Annotated in this window: 14 protein-coding genes and 1 pseudogene; 9 read left to right on the top strand and 6 right to left on the bottom strand. The window is 70.2% G+C overall.

What is annotated here, in order from left to right; translation table 11 throughout:
• Positions 1–118 precede the first annotated feature (118 nt).
• From AC1P0E_RS01535 to AC1P0E_RS01500, 8 genes are all read left to right on the top strand, one after another.
• On the top strand, positions 119–2,647 hold the full coding sequence (locus AC1P0E_RS01535) for a Pls/PosA family non-ribosomal peptide synthetase (protein WP_482740323.1): 2,529 nt from the start codon (positions 119–121) through the stop codon (positions 2,645–2,647).
• 17 nt (positions 2,648–2,664) lie between these two features.
• Complete coding sequence (locus AC1P0E_RS01530) at positions 2,665–5,949, top strand: non-ribosomal peptide synthetase (RefSeq protein WP_482740322.1); 3,285 nt, start codon at positions 2,665–2,667, stop codon at positions 5,947–5,949.
• Positions 5,950–6,002: 53 nt separating this feature from the next.
• Entirely contained in the window at positions 6,003–7,022 is a 1,020-nt protein-coding gene (locus AC1P0E_RS01525) for a TauD/TfdA family dioxygenase (RefSeq protein WP_482740321.1), read from the top strand.
• Entirely contained in the window at positions 7,019–8,089 is a 1,071-nt protein-coding gene (gene sbnB / locus AC1P0E_RS01520; protein WP_482740320.1) for a 2,3-diaminopropionate biosynthesis protein SbnB, read from the top strand. Before AC1P0E_RS01525 ends, sbnB begins: the two co-directional genes overlap by 4 nt.
• Before the next feature lie 94 nt (positions 8,090–8,183).
• Positions 8,184–9,206 (top strand): 2,3-diaminopropionate biosynthesis protein SbnA, encoded by a 1,023-nt coding sequence (gene sbnA / locus AC1P0E_RS01515; protein WP_482740319.1) that lies wholly within the window; start codon positions 8,184–8,186, stop codon positions 9,204–9,206.
• A gap of 293 nt (positions 9,207–9,499) precedes the next feature.
• Positions 9,500–11,158, top strand: coding sequence for a catalase (locus AC1P0E_RS01510; RefSeq protein ID WP_482740318.1), 1,659 nt, complete (start codon positions 9,500–9,502; stop codon positions 11,156–11,158).
• 104 nt (positions 11,159–11,262) lie between these two features.
• A complete protein-coding gene (locus AC1P0E_RS01505; protein ID WP_482740317.1) occupies positions 11,263–11,718 on the top strand; it encodes an SRPBCC family protein in 456 nt (151 codons plus the stop codon).
• A 31-nt stretch (positions 11,719–11,749) separates the two neighbouring features.
• Positions 11,750–13,387 (top strand): phytoene desaturase family protein, encoded by a 1,638-nt coding sequence (locus AC1P0E_RS01500; RefSeq protein WP_482740316.1) that lies wholly within the window; start codon positions 11,750–11,752, stop codon positions 13,385–13,387.
• A 7-nt stretch (positions 13,388–13,394) separates the two neighbouring features.
• Here the strand turns inward: AC1P0E_RS01500 and AC1P0E_RS01495 are convergent, their stop codons facing one another.
• The 4 genes and pseudogenes from AC1P0E_RS01495 to AC1P0E_RS01480 form a co-directional block, all read right to left on the bottom strand.
• Positions 13,395–14,288 (bottom strand): SDR family oxidoreductase, encoded by an 894-nt coding sequence (locus AC1P0E_RS01495; RefSeq protein ID WP_482740315.1) that lies wholly within the window; start codon positions 14,286–14,288, stop codon positions 13,395–13,397.
• A 120-nt stretch (positions 14,289–14,408) separates the two neighbouring features.
• Positions 14,409–14,855: an ANTAR domain-containing protein gene (locus tag AC1P0E_RS01490; protein ID WP_482740314.1), complete on the bottom strand. Its 447-nt coding sequence runs from the start codon at positions 14,853–14,855 to the stop codon at positions 14,409–14,411.
• 147 nt (positions 14,856–15,002) lie between these two features.
• On the bottom strand, positions 15,003–15,974 hold the full coding sequence (locus AC1P0E_RS01485; RefSeq protein WP_482740313.1) for an NADP-dependent oxidoreductase: 972 nt from the start codon (positions 15,972–15,974) through the stop codon (positions 15,003–15,005).
• Between the two features lie 24 nt (positions 15,975–15,998).
• Positions 15,999–16,561 (bottom strand): annotated as a pseudogene (locus tag AC1P0E_RS01480) (flavodoxin family protein).
• Between the two features lie 307 nt (positions 16,562–16,868).
• Between AC1P0E_RS01480 and AC1P0E_RS01475 the strand changes: the two are divergent.
• Positions 16,869–17,300 (top strand): GtrA domain-containing protein, encoded by a 432-nt coding sequence (locus tag AC1P0E_RS01475; protein WP_482745614.1) that lies wholly within the window; start codon positions 16,869–16,871, stop codon positions 17,298–17,300.
• 73 nt (positions 17,301–17,373) lie between these two features.
• Here the strand turns inward: AC1P0E_RS01475 and AC1P0E_RS01470 are convergent, their stop codons facing one another.
• Entirely contained in the window at positions 17,374–17,766 is a 393-nt protein-coding gene (locus tag AC1P0E_RS01470; protein ID WP_482740312.1) for a hypothetical protein, read from the bottom strand.
• Positions 17,767–17,816: 50 nt separating this feature from the next.
• Positions 17,817–18,680, bottom strand: a complete 864-nt coding sequence (locus AC1P0E_RS01465) for a C40 family peptidase (RefSeq protein ID WP_482740311.1) — start codon at positions 18,678–18,680, stop codon at positions 17,817–17,819.

The raw sequence follows: 18,680 nt of genomic DNA, 5'->3' as shown, positions 1-18,680 counted from the left end.
CTCTCCGTGGTCAAACGCGTTTTACGGGCCAGCCGGGTTCGAGTGGCATCCCGGCGGTGGACGACGGAGACTGGGAGATGATGATTTGCGACCGGAGGAATTCTCTTCAGGGGTCCGCATGGAAGAAGAATTTGTCGAGGTTCTGCCGTCCGCGCCGGAAGAATCCGCATTCGCCGGGCGCGGATGCGTAAGCCCGGTGACCGACACCGAGAAGGACTTTGCCGAAGTGCTGGCCGACGTCGTGTGCGTCGAACGGGTCTCGGTCGACAGTCACTTCTTCGACGACCTGGGTGCGAATTCCCTCGTCATGGCTCATTTCTGCGCGAGGATCAGGAAGCGCGCGGACCTTCCTTCTGTCTCGATGAAGGACATTTACCGGAATCCGACGATCCGAAGTCTCGCGGTGGCACTCGAGGAATCCGCCCCGGCCGCTTCGGAGCCGTCGATCCCGGTGCGAACCCAGGCGGTGGAGCCGGTCGGCACGCTGCGGTATGTCCTGTGCGGAACGGGCCAGTTGCTGCTGTTCCTCGGCTATTCGTTCCTGGCGGGAATCGTCACCGCGCGGGGGTACGCATGGGTCTCCGACGGCCGGGGGCCGGCCGAGATCTACCTGCGTTCGCTTGTCTTCGGCGGTGCCGGCTTCGTGGGCCTGTGCGCCTTCCCGGTCGTCGCCAAATGGATTCTGGTCGGCCGGTGGAAGGCCCGTGAATTCCCGGTCTGGGGTCTGACGTACCTGCGCTTTTGGACCGTCAAGGTCCTGCTCCACGCCAACCCGATGGTCCTGTTCGTCGGCAATCCCCTGTACGTGCTGTACCTGCGGGCGCTCGGCGCCCGGATAGGGACGCACGTCACGATCCTCTCCCGCACCGTTCCGGTCTGCACCGACCTGCTCAGGATCGGCGCCGATACGGTGATCCGCAAGGACTCGTACTTCCTGTGCTACCGGGCGCACGCCGGACGTATCGAGACCGGCCCGGTCACCCTGGGCCGGGGCGTGTTCGTCGGCGAGAAGACCGTCCTCGACATCGACACGGCGATGGGTGACGGCGCGCAACTGGGCCATACGTCGGCGCTGTACGGCGGCCAGCGGGTCCCGGACGGCGAGCGCTGGCACGGGTCGCCCGCCCAGCGCTCCGAAGTCGACTACATGCGGGTCGCGCCAGCGCCCTGCGGCACGCGGCGCCGTGCCTGGTACGGCCTGGTCACCGTGCTCCAGCTCTTCCTGCTGTACGTGCCCCTGACGGTGGGGGGCACGTACATGCTGCTGACGCAGGTCCCGGCGCTGGGCGACGCGCTCGCCCCCGGCACCGTGGGCTTCACGTCGCCGGAGCTCTACCTCGACGCGCTGCTCGTCTCCCTCGTCCTGTTCTCCGGCCTGGTCGTCGTCGGCCTCGCCGCGCTGCTCACCGTTCCCCGGCTGCTGCACCGGATGATGAAGCCCGACAGGGTATATCCGCTTTACGGCCTCCACTACTCGGTGCACAGGGCGATCACGCGTCTGACGAACGTGAGGTTCTTCCTCTGGCTCTTCGGTGACAGCTCATACGTCGTCGACTATCTGCGAGGCCTCGGATACGACCTGTCGCGAGTGGAGCAGACCGGGTCGAACTTCGGCTCGGAAGTGCAGCACGAGACCCCGTACCTGACCTCTGTGGGCAGCGGGACGATGGTCGCCGACGGGCTGTCGGTCATGAACGCGGAATTTTCCAGCACGTCATTCCGGGTGTCCCGGACGTCGATCGGGCCGCACAACTTCCTGGGAAACCACATCGCCTATCCCTCGGGCGCCAGGACCGGCGACAACTGCCTTCTGGGGACGAAGGTGATGGTCCCTCTCGACGGCGATGTACGGGAAGGCGTCGGACTGCTCGGATCCCCGTGCTTCGAGATTCCCCGGTCGGTGGAACGCGATTCCCGGTTCGACCATCTGCGGACCGGAGAAAACCTGCGCGAAAACCTCGCCGCGAAGAACCGCTACAACCTCCGCACCATGGGCTGCTGCCTTTTCGTACGGTGGCTTCATTTCTTCTTCCTCACGGTGATCGGCCTCGCCGCGGTCGACCTGCACGGCGTACTCGGACAGCTGGCGATAGCCGTCTCGCTGGTCCTCGGCCTCCTTTCCACCGCGGCCTATTTCATCCTGCTGGAGCGCGCCTTCACCAGATTCCGCCCGTTGAAGCCCCGGTTGTGCTCGATATACGACCCCTACTTCTGGTGGCACGAACGCCTGTGGAAGGTGCCCGACCACTACCTGAACATCTTCAACGGCACTCCTTTCAAGAACGTGGTCTGGCGGTCGCTCGGAGTACGGATCGGCAACAGGGTCTTCGACGACGGATGTTATGTGAGCGAGCGGACGCTCACCACCATCGGAAGCGACTGCACGCTCAACGCCGGAAGCAAAATCCAGTGCCACTCGCAGGAAGACGGCACCTTCAAGTCCGACCACAGCGCGATCGGCGCAGGTTGCACCGTCGGTGTCGGGGCCCTCGTCCACTACGGCGTGACGATGGGCGACGGCGCGGTGCTCACCGCCGACTCCTTCCTGATGAAGGGCGAGGACGTGCCGCAGCACGCTCAGTGGGGCGGAAATCCCGCTGTGGAGTCGCGCAACGGCCACCAGGGTCCCGCGACGGGGCGACGGTGAGCGGAGGGAGAACGGGCATGCGGACCGAGGCCGGCCGGAAGTACTGGAGCGGTGTGCTCACCGCAGGTGGATCCACCGCGCTCCCGCGTTGGGCGCCGGAGCCGGTGCCGGGGATCGCCACGCACGAGGCGACCGTCCCGGACGACGTCGTGGCAGCGCTGCACCGGCTCGCCGAGGACCTGGCGATCCCGTTGGCCTCGGTGGTGCTCGCCGCGCACACCAAGGTGCTCGCGGCGCTGTCCGGTGACCCCGAGGTCAGCACGGGCTACCTCGCCGCCGGCGGCGGCCCGCCGCTGCCCTGCCGGCTGACGACCGCACCGGACTCGTGGCGGGAACTGCTGGTACGAACCGGCCGGGCCGAGTCGGAACTGCTGGCGCACAAGGACTTCCCGGTCGACGAGTTGAGACACGAGCTGGGCCTGGCCGGACCGTCGGCCGAGGCGATGTTCGACCCGGCCGACGGCGACGGCGACCTCCCCAAGCACGTCGTCATGGGACTGGGGGCGTCGCGAGACGGCGGGAATCTCTCGCTGCGGTTGCGGTACCGCAGCGACGCGCTGGACGCGGACGCCGCCGGCAGGATCGCCGGCTACCACCTCACCGCGCTCGCACTGATGGCCGCCGATCCGGACGCTGGGCACCGGCGGCAGAGCCTGCTCTCCGCCGAGGAGCTCCGGTTCCAGATCGAAGGGCTGGCCGGACCGCACCGGGACCTGCCGGAGCGCAGGGTCCACGAACTGTTCGAGGAGCGGGTACGGGCCCGCCCCGAGGCCGTCGCAGCCGTGCACGGCGACAGGCAGTGGACGTACCGGGAGCTCAACGAACGGGCCAACCGGCTCGGACGGGCCCTGCTGGCCCGAGGGTTGCGGCGCGAAGGTGTCGTCGCCGTGGTGACCGAACGCAACCTGGACTGGATGGCCGCCGTCCTCGCCGTCTTCAAGGCCGGCGGGGTGTACCTGCCCATCGAGCCGCACTTCCCGGCCGAGCGCATCGCGGCCACGTTGTCCCGCGCCGGGTGCGGGCTCGTGCTGACCGAACGCGGCAGCACCGCCACGCTCGACCAGGCCCTCGGCTCAGCGCCCCCCGGCTCGTCGCCCGAGGTAGGGAAGCTTCACGTCGACGAGGCATACGCAGAGGACCATGCGGGCACCGACCTCGGCGTCCGGGTGGCACCGGACCAGCCGGCGTACATCTACTTCACCTCCGGCTCCACCGGCGAGCCCAAGGGTGCGATGTGCGAACACGCGGGCATGCTCAACCACCTGTACGCCAAGATCGACGACCTGGAGATCGGCGAGGGGCAGGTGGTCGCCCAGACCGCACCCCAGTGCTTCGACATATCGCTGTGGCAGCTTCTCTCCGCGCTTGTGGTGGGAGGACGGACCCTGCTGGTCGAGCAGGAAGTGATCCTGGACGTCCAGCGGTTCATGGACAGGATCGTCGACGGCCGGGTCACGGTCCTTCAGGTCGTACCGTCCTACCTCGACGTCGTACTGTCCTGCCTGGAGCAGCGCCCCCGCGAGCTGCCGGACCTGCGGTACGTGTCGGCCACCGGTGAGGCGCTGAAGAAGGAGCTCGCGCAGCGCTGGTTCGCGGCCGCGCCGGGGATCCGGCTGGTCAACGCCTATGGGCTGACCGAGACCTCGGACGACACCAACCACGAGGTCATGGACCGGGTGCCGGACACGGAGCGGGTGCCGCTCGGCCGGTGCGTCAACAACGTGCGTGTGTACGTCGTCGACGAGCACCTGTCACCGGTGCCGCTCGGGGCGCCCGGCGCGCTCGTCTTCTCCGGCGTCTGCGTCGGCCGTGGGTACGTCAACGACCCGGAGCGCACCCGGCAGGCCTTCATGACCGATCCGTACGACGCCGGCCGGCGCCTCTACCGGGGCGGCGACTATGGCCGCCTGCTGCCCGGCGGCAAGCTGGACTTCCTCGGCCGCCGGGACAGCCAGGTCAAGATCCGTGGCTTCCGGATCGAGATCGGCGAGATCGAGAACACGCTGCTGCGGGTGCCCGGTGTCCGTGACGGTGCGGTGGTCGTCACCGAGCGGCCCGGCCGAGGCACGCACCTGGTGGCCTTCTGCACCGGCCCGCGGCCGCTCGATACCGGCGTACTGCTGGACCGGCTGGGCGAGTCGCTGCCCGCGTACATGGTCCCGTCGGCCGTCCACTGGCGGGACAGTCTGCCGGTGACCGCCAACGGCAAGACCGACCGCAAGACGCTGACAGCGCTGGCCGGCGAACTCGAAGCGGCCCCGGGGCAGCGCGGCGCACCGAAGACGCAGGCCGAGCCGATGACGCCGGCCGAACAGCGACTGGCGGCCGCCTGGGCGCAGGTGCTCGGCATCCCGAAGCACCGGATCGGACGGCTGGACCACTTCTTCGACCGGGGCGGCACCTCGTTGTCGGCGGTGAAGCTGGCGGTCGCCCTGGACCGCGCGGTGTCTCTCAAGGACGTCGCACGCCACCCGGTCCTCGCCGACCTGGCCCGGCTGCTCGACGGCGGATCCGAGCGGGCCTCCGGGCTGCTGCAGCCCCTGACGGAACCGGACGGCGCCCGGACCGGCGCCCTCGTCTGCTTCCCCCACGCCGGCGGCAGCGCCGTGAACTTCGAGCCGATGGCCAGGGCCCTGCAGGGCACCGGACCGGCGGTGTACGCCGTCGAGCCGCCGGGCCACGACGTGACCGCCGAGGGCGGCCCCTTCGCGTCGACGGCGCAACTGGTGGAGGAGGTCAGCGCAGAGATCACCCGCCTCGGCCTGACCGGGATCCTGCTGTGGGGCCACTCCTCGGGTGCCGCGCCCGCCATGGAGACGGCGAGGAGGCTCGAGGAGAGCGGGGTCGGCATCCATCGGGTGTTCGTCGCGGCGCAGTTGCTCGGTGACGCCGCCGCCCGGCGCGCGGCCGTTACCGAGCTGACCGGGCGGAGCGACGACCGGATCGCCGCCGAACTGCGCGCGGACAGCGGCTACCCCGGGCTCGGTGGACTCGAGGCCGGGCAGGCCGAGCACGTCGCCGCCGCCTACCGGCACGACGCGGTGTCCGCCCACCGCTATTTCGCGGACGCCCTGGACAACCCGCGGGCGGTGAAGCTGTCCGCACCGGTCACGGTGGTCGTGGCCGCCGACGACCCGATCACCGCCGGGTTCCGTGAGCGGCACCGCGACTGGCAGTTGCTGGCCGACCACGTCGACCTGCACGAGCTCGCCGACGGCGGTCACCACTTCCCGCGCACCTGCCCGGCGGAAGCGGCGAAGGCGGTGCTGCGCGCGGCCGAATGGCCGGCTTCCCCGACGTGACCGACGTGACGGACGTGACCGACGTAACCGACGTGAGTCGAAAGGAGAACGAGATGCCGATCTCATCCCCGGCGTCACCGCTCGACCTCGAACTGCGATCCGGCAAACCCCCCGTGCTGCGAGCCGGGACCAGCGGCGGCGCTCCGCCCGGCGACCCCGGCCGCTGGGCGGCCGAGCACCGCGACGCTCTGCACGCCCTCGTCGCCGAGCACGGTGCGGTCCTGGTACGCGGCCTCGGGCTGCGCGACGCGGACGGGACCGGCACCCTCTTCCGGCAGCTGGCCAAGGCCCTGATGCCGGAGAAGGAGGCCTTCGCGCCCCGCCGGGCCTATGCGCCCGGCGTGTACTCCTCGGCCCAGTGGCCGCCGAACCAGCCGATGTGCATGCACCACGAGCTGAGTTACGCCCTCGAGTTCCCCGGCCTGATGCTCTTCGCGTGCCTCGGCGCACCCACCGAGGGCGGGGCGACCGCTGTGGCCGACTCGTCGGCCGTGCTGGAGGCGCTGCCCGCCGAGCTGACCGAGCGGTTCGAGCGGGAGGGCTGGCTGCTCACCCGCAGCTACAACGACGAGATCGGGGCGTCCGTCGCCGAGGCGTTCGGCACGGAGGACCGCGGCGCCGTCGAGAGCTACTGCCGCGACAACGCGATCGAGTTCGCCTGGCAGCCGGACGGGGCCCTGCACACCAGGCAGCGTCGTAGCGCTGTCGTGCGTCACCCGGTCACCGGCGCACGCTGCTGGTTCAACCAGATCGCGTTCCTCAACGAGTGGACGATGGCCCCCGAGGTGCGCGAGTACCTCGTGGACGTCTACGGCGCCGACGGTCTGCCGTTCAACACCCGGTTCGGCGGCGGCGATCCCATCGGCGAAGACGTCGTACAACTGCTCAACAAGATCTACGAGGAGAAGACCGCACGCGAGCCGTGGCAGGCCGGCGACCTGATGATCGTCGACAACGTACGCACCGCACACAGCAGAGAGCCCTACGAGGGTCCCCGCGAGGTGCTCGTCGGGATGGCCGACCCGTTGCGCCTGGCCGACTGCTCGCCGACCGTGGAGGTGACCACACGATGACCACCAGGCGTTCCCCCGCGATGGAATTCACCCTGCGCGAGCCGGTCGGCGTACCGACGTTCGCCGTCGTCTCCGGCGCCCAGGTCGAGGGCGTGCTGCAGGGGCGCGAGAAGCAGATCGTCGAGCTGGTGGAAGCCACGTACCGGCTGCACAGCGCCGGTGACTGCGTGAACCCGCCGTCCTACTTTCTGCGGTTCCCCGACCGCCCGTCCTCCCGGATCATCGCGCTGCCCGCCTCGATCGGGGGGCCGATGCGGGTGGACGGCCTGAAATGGATCTCCAGCTTCCCGGAGAACGTGACGGCCGGCATCCCGCGGGCCTCGGCGGCGCTGATCCTCAACGACCATGCCACCGGTTACCCGTTCGCCTGTATGGAAGGCTCCATCATCAGTGCCACCAGAACCGCCTCCTCGGCGGCCCTGGCGGCCCAGTGGCTCAGCGGTGGCCGACCGCGTCCGACGCGTGTCGGGTTCGTCGGGGCGGGCCTGATCGCCCGTTACATCTACGACTTCCTGGCAGCCACCGGCTGGTCGTTCGACGAGGTCGGCGTGCACGACGTGTCCGCCGACAGTGCGGCCGGGCTCCGCTGCTACCTGGAGCAGTCGCAGACCACCGCGCGGATCAGCGTGCACGAGAGCGCAGAAGAGCTGATCCGCTACAGCGACCTGGTGGTCTTCGCCACCGTCGCCGCGCAGCCGCACGTCAGCGACCTGTCGTGGTTCGAGCACAACCCGTTGGTGCTGCACGTGTCCCTGCGAGACCTGGCGCCGGAGATCATCCTCGCCTCGTACAACATCGTCGACGACGTCGAGCACTGTCTCAAGGCCAACACCTCGCCCCACCTGGCCGAGCAGCTCACGGGCAACCGGGACTTCCTGCACGGCACGCTGGACGACGTGATGGCCGGACGGGTGACGGTCGCCAGGGACCGGCCGGTCGTGTTCTCGCCCTTCGGCCTCGGGGTTCTCGACCTGGCGGTGGGCAAGTACGTCTACGACGAGGTGGCCCGCTCCGGAGGGCTGCACGTCGTCGACGACTTCTTCCACGAACTGCGGCGTTACGGATGAGCAGCCGGACGCCTCTTCCGCCAGCTCCCGCACCCCGCGAGGAGCGCCACCAACAGATGTCCGAGAGCGCTCCGCCGCAGATGAGGAGGCCATCGTGCCAGTGATATCCGTTCCTCACGCCTTCAACGAAGAGGGTCTCTACGTCGACCTCCGGCCGATCTTCGGGCACTCGCTCTTCCTGAAGTGCGAGGGCTTCAACTTCGCCGGCTCGATCAAGCTGAAGACCGCGATCGAAATGGTCGAGACCGCCGAGCGGGACGGCGTCCTGACGCCCGAGTCGGTCATCGTCGAATCCTCCTCCGGGAATCTGGGCGTGGCACTGAGCGTGATCGCCGCGAGCAAGGGCTACCGGTTCCTGTGCGTGACGGACTCCCGCTGCAACCTGGCGACCAGGCTGATGATGGAGGCGTTGGGCAGCCAGGTGCACGTCATCGCCGCCCAGAACGCCCAGGGAGGCTTCCTCGGAGCGCGGCTGGACTACGTCCGCGCGCTGTGCGGCTCCGACGACCGGTACGTGTGGCTCAGCCAGTACACCAATCCGAGCAACTGGAAGGCGCACTACCGCAGGACGGCGCCGGAGATCGCTCGCGACTTCCCCCGTGTGGACGTGGTGTTCGTCGGGGCCGGCACCACGGGCACCCTGATGGGCTGCGCGCGCTACTTCCAGGAGTGGCACCGTCCGGTGCGGATCGTCGCGATCGACAGCGTCGGCTCGGTGTCCTTCGGCGGTCCTCCCGGCCGCCGGATGATCCCCGGACTGGGCATGAGCATGCGTCCACCGCTGCTCGACGAGTCCTGCGTGGACGAGGTCATCCACGTGGAAGAGGCGAACACCATCCGTGCCTGCCGTCGGCTGGCCAGACGCGGATTCCTGTTCGGCGGCTCCACCGGAACGGTGGTCAGCGGCGCGATGAGGTGGCTCGACCAGCACGACACCCGTGACCTCACCACGGTGGCCATCGCCGCGGACCTCGGGGAGCGCTACCTCGACACGATCTACCAGACCAACTGGCTGCAGGCCCTCTACGGTGAGGACGTGCTCGACTCCGACGAGCCGCGGGTCGGTTCCCGGGCCACCGGCACCCGCCCCCGCGGGCGTGGCGCCGACGCCGCCTGACCGCATCCGGAACCGTGACGGGGGCATGGCGGCTTCGGCCGCTCGGGGGCGTATGACTTCTTTTCCCGTGGGTACTGGCGGGGCAGCGACGCGCTGAAGCCGTGCCCGAGGGCCGCGCCGGACGGCCCTCGACCTCGGTGATCTCGGTCAGGCAGCGGAGCCCGCCTCCCCGGGGCCGGGCGAAGGGTGGCGACGCACCTTCGCAACCAACCCCATCGGGCGCGCCGGGCTTCCACCTGAAAGGGAATAGTGTGGAATATCCGGCAAAATAGGCACAGAAGGGGTTGAAGATCGTGACGGATGTATCCGGCAAGGGCCCGTCCCCAGAGGATGACCGGAAGGTACTGACCAACCGGCAGGGCCACCCGGTCTACGACAACCAGAACCAGCGCACAGTGGGAGCCAGGGGCCCGGCCACCCTGGAGAACTACCAGTTCCTGGAGAAGATCAGCCACTTCGACCGCGAACGCATCCCCGAGCGCGTCGTCCATGCCCGGGGCGTCACCGCGTTCGGTTACTTCGAGGCGTACGGAGCCTGGGGCGACGAGCCGATCAGCAAGTTCACCCGGGCCAAGATCTTCCAGGAGCGCGGCAAGCGCACGGACCTGGCCGTACGCTTCTCCACCGTGATCGGGGGCCGTGACTCCTCCGAGGCGGCCCGCGACCCGCGCGGCTTCGCGGTGAAGTTCTACACCGAGGACGGCAACTGGGACCTCGTCGGCAACAACCTCGGCGTCTTCTTCATCCGTGACGCCATCAAGTTCCCGGACGTCATCCACGCGCTCAAGCCGAACCCGATCAGCTTCGAGCAACAGCCGCGCCGGATCTTCGACTTCATGTCGCAGACCCCCGAGAGCATGCACATGCTCATCAACCTGTTCAGCCCTCGTGGGATCCCGGCCGACTACCGCCACATGCAGGGGTTCGGCGTCAACACGTACAAGTGGGTCAACGCCGCGGGCGACGCCGTCCTGGTCAAGTACCACTGGCTGCCGAAGCTGGGCGTACGGAGCATGACCGAGGAGGACGCGGCCAACGTACAGGCCGAGGGGCTCGGACACGCCACGAAGGATCTCTACGAGGCGGTGGGCCGGGGCGACTGCCCGGAGTGGGAACTCGTCGTCCAGATGATGGAGGACCACGACCACCCCGAGCTGGACTTCGACCCGCTGGACGACACGAAGACGTGGCCCGAGCAGGACTTCCCGCCGAAGCCGGTCGGCAAGATGGTCCTCAACCGGATGCCGGACAACTTCTTCGCCGAGAACGAGCAGATCTCCTTCGGCACCGGTGTGCTGGTCGACGGCCTGGACTTCTCCGACGACAAGATGCTGGTGGGCAGGACGTTCTCCTACAGCGACACCCAGCGGCACCGCGTGGGACCGAACTACCTCCAGCTGCCCGTCAACCAGGCCAAGAACGCCGACGTACGCACCAACCAGCGCGACGGCATGATGACGTACAACGTGGACCACGCCGGGGAGAACCCCAGCGTCAACTACGAACCGTCGATCACCGGCGGCCTGCGCGAGGGTCAGTACCCGACGCACGACGAGCAGGGCCCGGAGATCCACGGCAGGCTCACCCGCAAGCGCATCCCGCGCACCAACGACTACCTCCAGGCCGGCCAGCGCTTCCGGCTCATGGAGGACTGGGAGCGGGACGACCTGGTGCACAACTTCGTCACCCTGCTCTCGGACTGCGACCGTCCCGTGCAGGAGCGGATGGTCTGGCACTTCCTGATGGTCGAGAACGAGCTCGGCCTGCGGGTCGGCGACGGCCTCGGGATCAGCCCGCAGGACGTCGCCGGGCTGGAGCCGCTGGCGAGCCAGGACCTCACCGACGAGGACCGCAAGCGGCTCGCCAACCTGGGGGACAACCCGCCGCGCGACGTGACCGGGCTGACCATGACGCACTGCGTTCCCAACGAACGGCACGTCGTCACCCGGTGACGCCCGGGCCCGTCCGCTGTCTCCGAGAGGTCGAAGAGAGTGGCGCGTCCTAGGCTGGGCACTCGGGGACCGGTGATCGTTTGTCTCGAGGCGTTGGAGGACCCATGGCCGTACGTCATCAGCTGATCCGCACCGCACCCCAGGAGGTGTGGAAGGTCCTGGCGGACGGGTCGCGGTACAGCGACTGGGTCGTCGGCACCTCGGACTCACGGCCCGCCAAGGGCCACTGGCCGGAGGTCGGAGCGACGATCGAGTACACGGTGCGCATCGGGCCGCGGACGCTGAAGGGCGAAACGATCGTCCGCCGGAGCGCGCCGCCCCACGAGCTCGAACTCGAGGTGGACAGCGGCCCCCTCGGCACGGCCAGGATCGCCATCGAAGTCCGCCCCTGGGGGGACGACGCGCTGGTCATCTTTGACGAACATCCCCTGCGCGGAGTGGGCGGGGCCCTGCACAACGTGGCACTCGACGCCGTACTCCAACTGCGCCACCGCAGCATGCTGGGCAGACTGGCCAAGGTCGTCGAGGACACCGCACGGCGCACGAGCACGCCGTCCTGACCCGCGTGAGCAGGGCGAGCAGGAGGCAGCGATGCCGGACGCCGTAGTGATCGGCGCGGGGCCCAACGGGCTCGTCGCCGCGAACGTGCTGGCCGACGCCGGCTGGAGCGTCGAAGTTCTCGAAGCGCAGGCGGAGCCCGGGGGCGCGGTCCGCAGTGACCGCGGGGTCCACCCCGACTACGTCAGCGACCTCTTCAGCGCCTTCTACCCACTGGCCGCCGCATCGCCCGTCCTGGCGCGCCTGCGCCTCCACGAACACGGGCTGCGCTGGAGCCACGCCCCCAGCGTGCTGGCGCATCCGCTGTCCGACGGCCGGTGCGCGGTACTGGAACGCCGGGCCGCGGACACCGTCGCGGGCCTTGACGGCTTCGCCGCCGGCGACGGCCCGGCCTGGCAGGGACTGTGCGACGTGTGGGACCGCCTCGGCCCCGACATCCTCGGTTCCCTCTTCACCCCCTTCCCGCCCGTACGTTCCGGCGCCCGGCTCGCGGCCCGGCTGCGCGGCGCGGGCGGACTGCGTCTCGCCAGGACGCTGCTGCTGCCGGTACGCCGTCTGGGCGAGGAGGAGTTCCGCGGCGAGGCGGGCAGGCTGCTGCTCGCGGGCAACGCCCTGCACGCGGACCTCGCCCCGGAAGCGGCGGGCAGCGGCGGCTTCGGGTGGCTCATGTCCATGCTCGGTCAGAGTTACGGGTTTCCCGTGCCGACCGGCGGCGCGGGCGAACTCACAGCGGCGCTCGTACGACGGCTGCAAGCGCGCGGCGGCACTGTGCGGTGCGGCGAACGCGTCGTCGAGATCGTCGTGCGGGCGGGCCGCGCCGTGGCCGTGCGCACGGCGGGCGGCGAGACGGTTCCGGCGGGGCGGGCCGTCCTGGCGGACGTCGCCGTGCCGGACCTCTACGGCGGGCTGGTCGACGTACGGCACCTGCCCGGCCGGTTCGTACGGGACCTGCGTGGCTTCCAGTGGGACTTCGCCACGTTCAAGGTCGACTGGGCTCTCGACGGCCTCGTGCCGTGGACGGCCGCGCAGGCGTCGACCGCGGGCACGGTGCACGTGGCCGACGGAGTCGACGGCCTCACCCGGTTCGCCGCGCAGATCGCGATGGGCCAGGTGCCCGACCGGCCCTTCGCGCTGTTCGGCCAGATGACCACGGCCGACGCCTCCCGTTCACCGGCGGGCACCGAGTCGGCCTGGGCGTACACCCATGTCCCTCACCGGATCAAGGGCGACGCGGGCGACGACGGCCTGACGGGCGCCTGGGACACGGGCGAGCAGGAAGCGATGGCGGACCGGGTGGAGGCTCAGGTGGAGCGGTACGCGCCAGGCTTCCGGTCGCGGATCAGGGCCCGCCGCATCCTCGCCCCTCCGACGCTGGAGTCGATGAACGCCAACCTCCACGGGGGCGCGATCAACGGCGGCACCACGGCCATCCACCAGCAGCTCGTCTTCCGCCCGGTCCCCGGCACGGGACGCCCCGAAACGCCCGTCCGGGGGCTCTACCTCGCCTCCGCCGCCGCACATCCCGGCGGCGGCGTCCACGGTGCTCCGGGGGCGAACGCGGCCCGGGCGGCGCTGCGCAGCCGCTCTCTCGGCGGCGTACTCAGCCGTACCCAGCGCGCTCTCAGCCGGCGCGACAGGAGCGGCGAACACGTGGACCCCGCCTCGGCGTGAGCATCCTTCACCCGGGACCCGGACCCGGCCCCGGTACGTCGGTGTCGGCCTCTCCGCCCGCTCCGAGCAGTCCGGTCGCCGAGAGGTCGGCGCGGCCCTCGAGCCGGCCGAACTCGCGCCGGGCCCGGCGGGCGACGACTGCCGGCAGGCACACGCGGGCCGCCTGCGCGGCGCGCAGCCACGGCTGGGCGTACACGGCGGGAGAACGTCGCTCGATGCCGTGGACGAGGCGGTCGACGACGGGCTGCGCCGGGTAGATCCGGTCGGCGGGCCACGGCATGCGGGCGCGCAGCGCGCGCAGGGAATCGTGGTGCTGGGCGCCCCGGATCATGTCCGTATCGGTCCAGCTGAGGTACGCGACGCCCACGGCCACACCCCGGTGCGCCACCTCCGCGCGTACAGCGTGGGCGAAGGCCTCCACGCCCGACTTGGAGGCGCAGTACGCCGACATGAGCGGAGCGGGGGCGATCGCCGCGAGCGAAGCGACCTGGAGGTAGTAGCCGCGCGTGAGGAGAAGCGCGGGCAGGAAGGCCCGGGCGGTGACCGCGCTGCCGATCAGGTTGACCTCCACGACCCGTCGCCAGGTCGCCGGGTCGTCGTCGAGGAACAGGCCGCCCGCGGCCACACCGGCATTGGCCACCAGCACGGAAGGCGGCCCGAAGCGCTGCTCCACCTGGGAGGCGGTACGCGCCATCGCGGCCTCGTCGGTCACGTCGACCGGCCAGTGGGCGGCCCTTCCCGGGAGCGCGGCCGCGACCCGGGCGAGTTCGGACTCCTCGTGGCCGAGCAGGGCCACGTTGGCTCCGCGCCGCACGAGAGCGCGCGCCACGCCTTCTCCGAGGCCGCGAGCGGCGCCGGTGACCACCGCCGTACGGCCCAGCAGAGGGGGTGTCCGTGGCATCGTCGGCTCCGTAATCCAGCGGTTCTTGAAGGGTTTCGTGTACGGGAAGGGGGCAGCCCGCCTGGCATCCGCATCCGCATCCAGCATTCGCATCCGGAGCGGACGGAGGCGGGCGCCCGCTCACACCGCGGCGTCGGGCCGGACGGCGGTGGTGTTGAGCCGTTCGAAGGCGTTGTGCAGGGCCGTACGCAATGGTCCGCTGGGGGGCGGTCCGTCGACGCTGTCGACCAGGCGCTGGGCGATCTCGCGGAGCTCGATGTTGGTGTACCGGGAGACGTCGACCAGGACCTGGAACGCCTCTTCGTGGCTGCAGCCTCCCAGCGTCATGACGATGCTGCGGGCCAGGCCGATCACCGGGCGGGTTTCGAGGGTGTGCCAGAGCTGGTTGAGTTCCTTCTTGAGAGCCTTCTCCACCGGCACCGGCACCGGGGCCCGGACGGCTTCCAGAGCGGCCTGAGCGGCCTGGTACTGCGCCGCGTCCGATGCCTGCCAGGACTGGTCGTCGTGTTCCCGGTGCACGGGAGCCTCGCTGTCCGCGGTGATCGTGCGGTTGTCGTTCGTCGTCATGACTCCGGCTCCTTTTGACCAGTCTGCCGGCCGCCCCGGGCACAAAGCAGGGGACGGCCGGCGGCCCGCCGTTCGGACGTGCTCCTTGGTTGATTCCCTGTTTCTGCCGGTTTGAGGCTGTGGGTCTTTTTTGTTGTGGGCCTTTTTTCACCAGGGCGCGACGCGCAGCACGAGCTTGCCCCGGGTACGGCCCGACTCGACGCGGCGGTGCGCGTCGGCGGCCTTCTCCAGCGGGAACACCTCCTCGACCTCCACGGACAGAACGCCCGCGTCGATCAGCCGGGCGACCTCGCCCAGCGCGTGCCCGTCCGGCTCCACGAGGTACCCGGTGGCGCGGCGGCCACGCGCCCCGGCCTTCTCCATGAGCTCGGGCGAGGCGCCGGAGGGGACGGCGACGAGCAGACCGCCGGGGCGCAGGGTGTCCAGCGAACGGGTGCTGTTGCTGTCGTGGGCGTCGCCGACCAGGTCGATGACGACGTCCACATCGCCGACCACGTCCTCGAAGCGGACCTCTGTGTAGTCGACGACCTCGTCGGCTCCGAGCTCGCGCAGCCAGTCGTGCTTGGCGGCGCGCGCGGTGCCGATGACGTGCGCGCCCAGATGGTGGGCGATCTGGACGGCGAAGTGGCCGACCCCGCCGGCCGCGGCATGGACGAGCACGCGCTGCCCGGCCTGGAGGCGGGCCGCGTCCACCAGCGTCTGCCAGGCGGTGAGCGCCGCCAGCGGAACAGCTGCGGCCTCGTCGTGGCTGAGCCGGGCCGGCTTGCGGGCGAACTGCCGGGCGGGCGCCGTCACGTACTCGGCGTACGCACCGGCCTGGCGGGGGAACCACGGCATGCCGAACACCTCGTCGCCGGCGCTCAGCGTATGCACGCCAAAGCCGGTTGCCTCCACCACACCGGACACGTCCCACCCGACGACGAAGGGCGGCTCGCCCAGGACCGCGGCCATTCCGGCGCCGGCCCGGGTCTTGCAGTCGACCGGGTTGACCCCGGCCGAGACGACCCGCACCAGCACCTCGGTCGGGAGCGGCTCGGGGCGGGGCAGTGTGACGGGGTGCAGTACCTCGGGGCCACCGAACTGGTCCTGGCTCACGGCCCGCATGGTGGGTGCGCTCATGGTGCTTCTCCTGTGACGTCGTACTCAACGGTGCTCGGGGTTGGGAAAGTCCGACCGGCAGCCCGCGTCCCACGCCGAGCGCTGATTGCCGTGGGCGGGGATGCCGCCCGCCTGCTTGAGCATGGCCGCGAGGTGCATCAGGTTCCAGCTCATGAAGGCCGTGTTGCGGTTGGTGAAGTCGTTCTCGGGACCGCCCGAGCCGGGGTCCAGGTAGGACGGGCCGGGCCCGGCCTCGCCGATCCAGCCGGCGTCGGCCTGCGGCGGGACGGTGTAGCCGAGGTGCTGGAGCACGCGTACAGCCGCTCGATCACCTGCTTCATCACGGAGCTGTTGTCACCCAGCCAGATCGGCCCGCACAGCACGAGGATGTCGGCCGCCATGACACGCTCGTACAACCGCGGCCAGGCGTCGGACTCCCAGCCGTGCTCCGTCATGTCCGGCCACACACCGGTGGCGATGTCGTGGTCGACGGCGCGGATCACCTCGGTCGTGACCCCGTTGTTCTCCATCACGCCGCGACTCCTGTCGATCAGCCCCTCCGTGTTGCTGACCTCCGGTGAGCGCTTGAGGGTGCAGTTGAGGAACAGTGCGCTCGTGGGTTGTTCGCTCGGTCAACCCTGGCGCAGAGAGCCACGGATTCCGTGCACCGACCCGGCTGCCGGTGTGCGCGCAGACCGGCACCGCAGACCGTCGTACGGGGGACGCGGCACACCCCGGGCCGGGGGTTTCCCCAGGGCCGAAGGTGGGGTCGACCCCTAAGAGAGTCGGGGGGCCAGCTCTGCCGTTCGGATGATGCGTGATCCACACGTAGTGGAGTGGAATCGCAGCAACGGTTCAACCGCTCCCCGGAGGCTCCCCGTGACCACCCGCACGCACCAGCGTTCGCTCCGCCCGATGATCGCGTCCTTCGTACGCTTCGTCGTCTGCGGCGGCGGCGTCGGGCTGGCCTCCAGCGGCGTTCTCCTGCTGCTCACCGACCTGATGCCCATGGCCGTCGCCAACGCCCTGGTCACGGTCGTGTCCACCCTGATCGCGACCGAGCTGCACGGCAGGGTGTCCTTCCGCAGCGGGCGCGGTGGCTGGGGGGCCCACCTGCGGTCCGGCCTCACGGTCCTGGTGAGCTACGCGTTCACGACCGGCGCGCTGCTCGGCCTGTACGCCGTCCAGTCCGCTCCCTCGGCGCTGACCGAGCAGGCGGTCTACCTCGCGGCTTCCGCCCTCGCGGGCATCGGCCGCTTCGCGGTTCTGCGTCTCGTCGTCTTCGCCGAGCACCCGGCACCGGCCGAACCGGCGCTCAGCAGGGCGGCCGTGGCCATCGCGGCGTAGGGGAGCGCGACGCGCCGCGAGCGGGCCGCCCCAAGTCCACAGGGGCGGCCCGCTCTTCAGTACGGAAGTGCGCTCAGCACTCGCGCAGGCCCGGTGCCGGGTCCACCGATGTGTGGACGTCCACGGCCGCCATGTTGCCCCACTGGCCGTTGTCCAGCTTGGTCCAGTACCAGATGTTGTTGCCGCCCGGGTGGCTGTCGCCACGGCCCCAGCACTGGAACCAGCTGAACGTCGTGTTCATCCGGCCGCGCACCGCCGAGTGGTACGACCGGTGCTCGTAGCCCTTGGCACCGGCCCGGTTGCCGCAGTACAGCTTGCCGTCCGAACGGACCCCGCATTCGGCGGCGGGGCCGGCCGGCGCGGCGGTGGCGGGAGCCGTGACGCCGGCCATGCCGGCGGTCAGCGCGGTCGCGGCGAGGGTGATCGCGAGCTTCCTGGTGAGGCTCAGGCTCAGGTGCTTGTACATGTTCTCTCCTTGAGGTGTCGTGCTGCTTAAGGGAAGGTGGGTCAGGTGGGTTACGGGCAGGTGGGCACGCCGTCGAGCCAGGCCGGGCCCTTGATGTAGATGTTGGTGATCCACGCCCTGTGGTCCGGCAGATAGGACCAGGCGTCGTTGGTGATGCCCTCGGCGGTGACCGGCTGGGCATGCTTCTGGCACTCGACGCGCACGGACGTCGGCCCCGCGAACCTGTGCACCCGCGCGCTCGTCGTGGACGCCTCCGTATGCGTCCACACATCCGTGCCCCAGGTGCTGAACGTGCCCTGGCCCGGGGAGCCGTTGACGCGTACAGCCCCGAAGTAGTCGCCGCCCAGGCGCACATCGCTGACCATGATCCGAGTGCCGGACTGCTTCGCCTCGACCATCTTCCCGGCGCCGAGATAGATCGCGATGTGATGCACCTTGCGGGCGTTCCCGTACACCAGCAGATCGCCCGGGGCCAGCGGCCCGGTCCCGTCCCCGGCGGCGAAGCGGGCCGTGGCGTGCGGGGTGTTGTACTGGCTGTGGGCCGTGCCGTTCAGGATGTCCTGGCCGGTGGCTTCGGCGTAGGCGTACCTGACCAGACCCGAGCAGTCGAAGCCGCGCCGCTGCGGGTCGTGTTCGCTGGCCGGGTCGGTGGGGTCCACCACCCCGTACGTGGGCCCGGGAGCCGGGCCGTGGCCGCCGCCCCACGAGTACCAGACGCCGATCTGCGAACAGGCTGCCCGTACCGCCTTCTCGGCCGCCACGGAGGCTCCGGGTGCGAGGACGTCGCATCCTTCGGTGGCGGCCGTCGTCCTCGGAACCGCCGCCCGGGGCGGCTGCCCCGCCTCCGCCGGCCAGGCGATGAGCGAAAGCGCGACGGCTGTTGCCGCGGCTGCCGCTCTCCATCGACTGCGCAT

The sequence above is a fragment of the Streptomyces sp. TRD_SC_5 genome (assembly GCF_056836825.1).
This window is presented reverse-complemented; position numbering and strand designations above follow the sequence as displayed.

What these genes read in the sequence shown, in the direction of transcription:
- AC1P0E_RS01525 (WP_482740321.1), top strand. Translation starts at nt 6,003, where the DNA reads ATGCCGATCTCATCCCCGGCGTCACCGCTCGACCTCGAACTGCGATCC.
- AC1P0E_RS01465 (WP_482740311.1), bottom strand. Translation starts at nt 18,680, where the DNA reads ATGCGCAGTCGATGGAGAGCGGCAGCCGCGGCAACAGCCGTCGCGCTT.
- AC1P0E_RS01490 (WP_482740314.1), bottom strand. Translation starts at nt 14,855, where the DNA reads ATGACGACGAACGACAACCGCACGATCACCGCGGACAGCGAGGCTCCC.
- AC1P0E_RS01470 (WP_482740312.1), bottom strand. Translation starts at nt 17,766, where the DNA reads ATGTACAAGCACCTGAGCCTGAGCCTCACCAGGAAGCTCGCGATCACC.
- AC1P0E_RS01475 (WP_482745614.1), top strand. Translation starts at nt 16,869, where the DNA reads ATGATCGCGTCCTTCGTACGCTTCGTCGTCTGCGGCGGCGGCGTCGGG.
- AC1P0E_RS01495 (WP_482740315.1), bottom strand. Translation starts at nt 14,288, where the DNA reads ATGCCACGGACACCCCCTCTGCTGGGCCGTACGGCGGTGGTCACCGGC.
- sbnB (WP_482740320.1), top strand. Translation starts at nt 7,019, where the DNA reads ATGACCACCAGGCGTTCCCCCGCGATGGAATTCACCCTGCGCGAGCCG.
- AC1P0E_RS01500 (WP_482740316.1), top strand. Translation starts at nt 11,750, where the DNA reads ATGCCGGACGCCGTAGTGATCGGCGCGGGGCCCAACGGGCTCGTCGCC.
- AC1P0E_RS01485 (WP_482740313.1), bottom strand. Translation starts at nt 15,974, where the DNA reads ATGAGCGCACCCACCATGCGGGCCGTGAGCCAGGACCAGTTCGGTGGC.
- AC1P0E_RS01535 (WP_482740323.1), top strand. Translation starts at nt 119, where the DNA reads ATGGAAGAAGAATTTGTCGAGGTTCTGCCGTCCGCGCCGGAAGAATCC.
- AC1P0E_RS01530 (WP_482740322.1), top strand. Translation starts at nt 2,665, where the DNA reads ATGCGGACCGAGGCCGGCCGGAAGTACTGGAGCGGTGTGCTCACCGCA.
- AC1P0E_RS01505 (WP_482740317.1), top strand. Translation starts at nt 11,263, where the DNA reads ATGGCCGTACGTCATCAGCTGATCCGCACCGCACCCCAGGAGGTGTGG.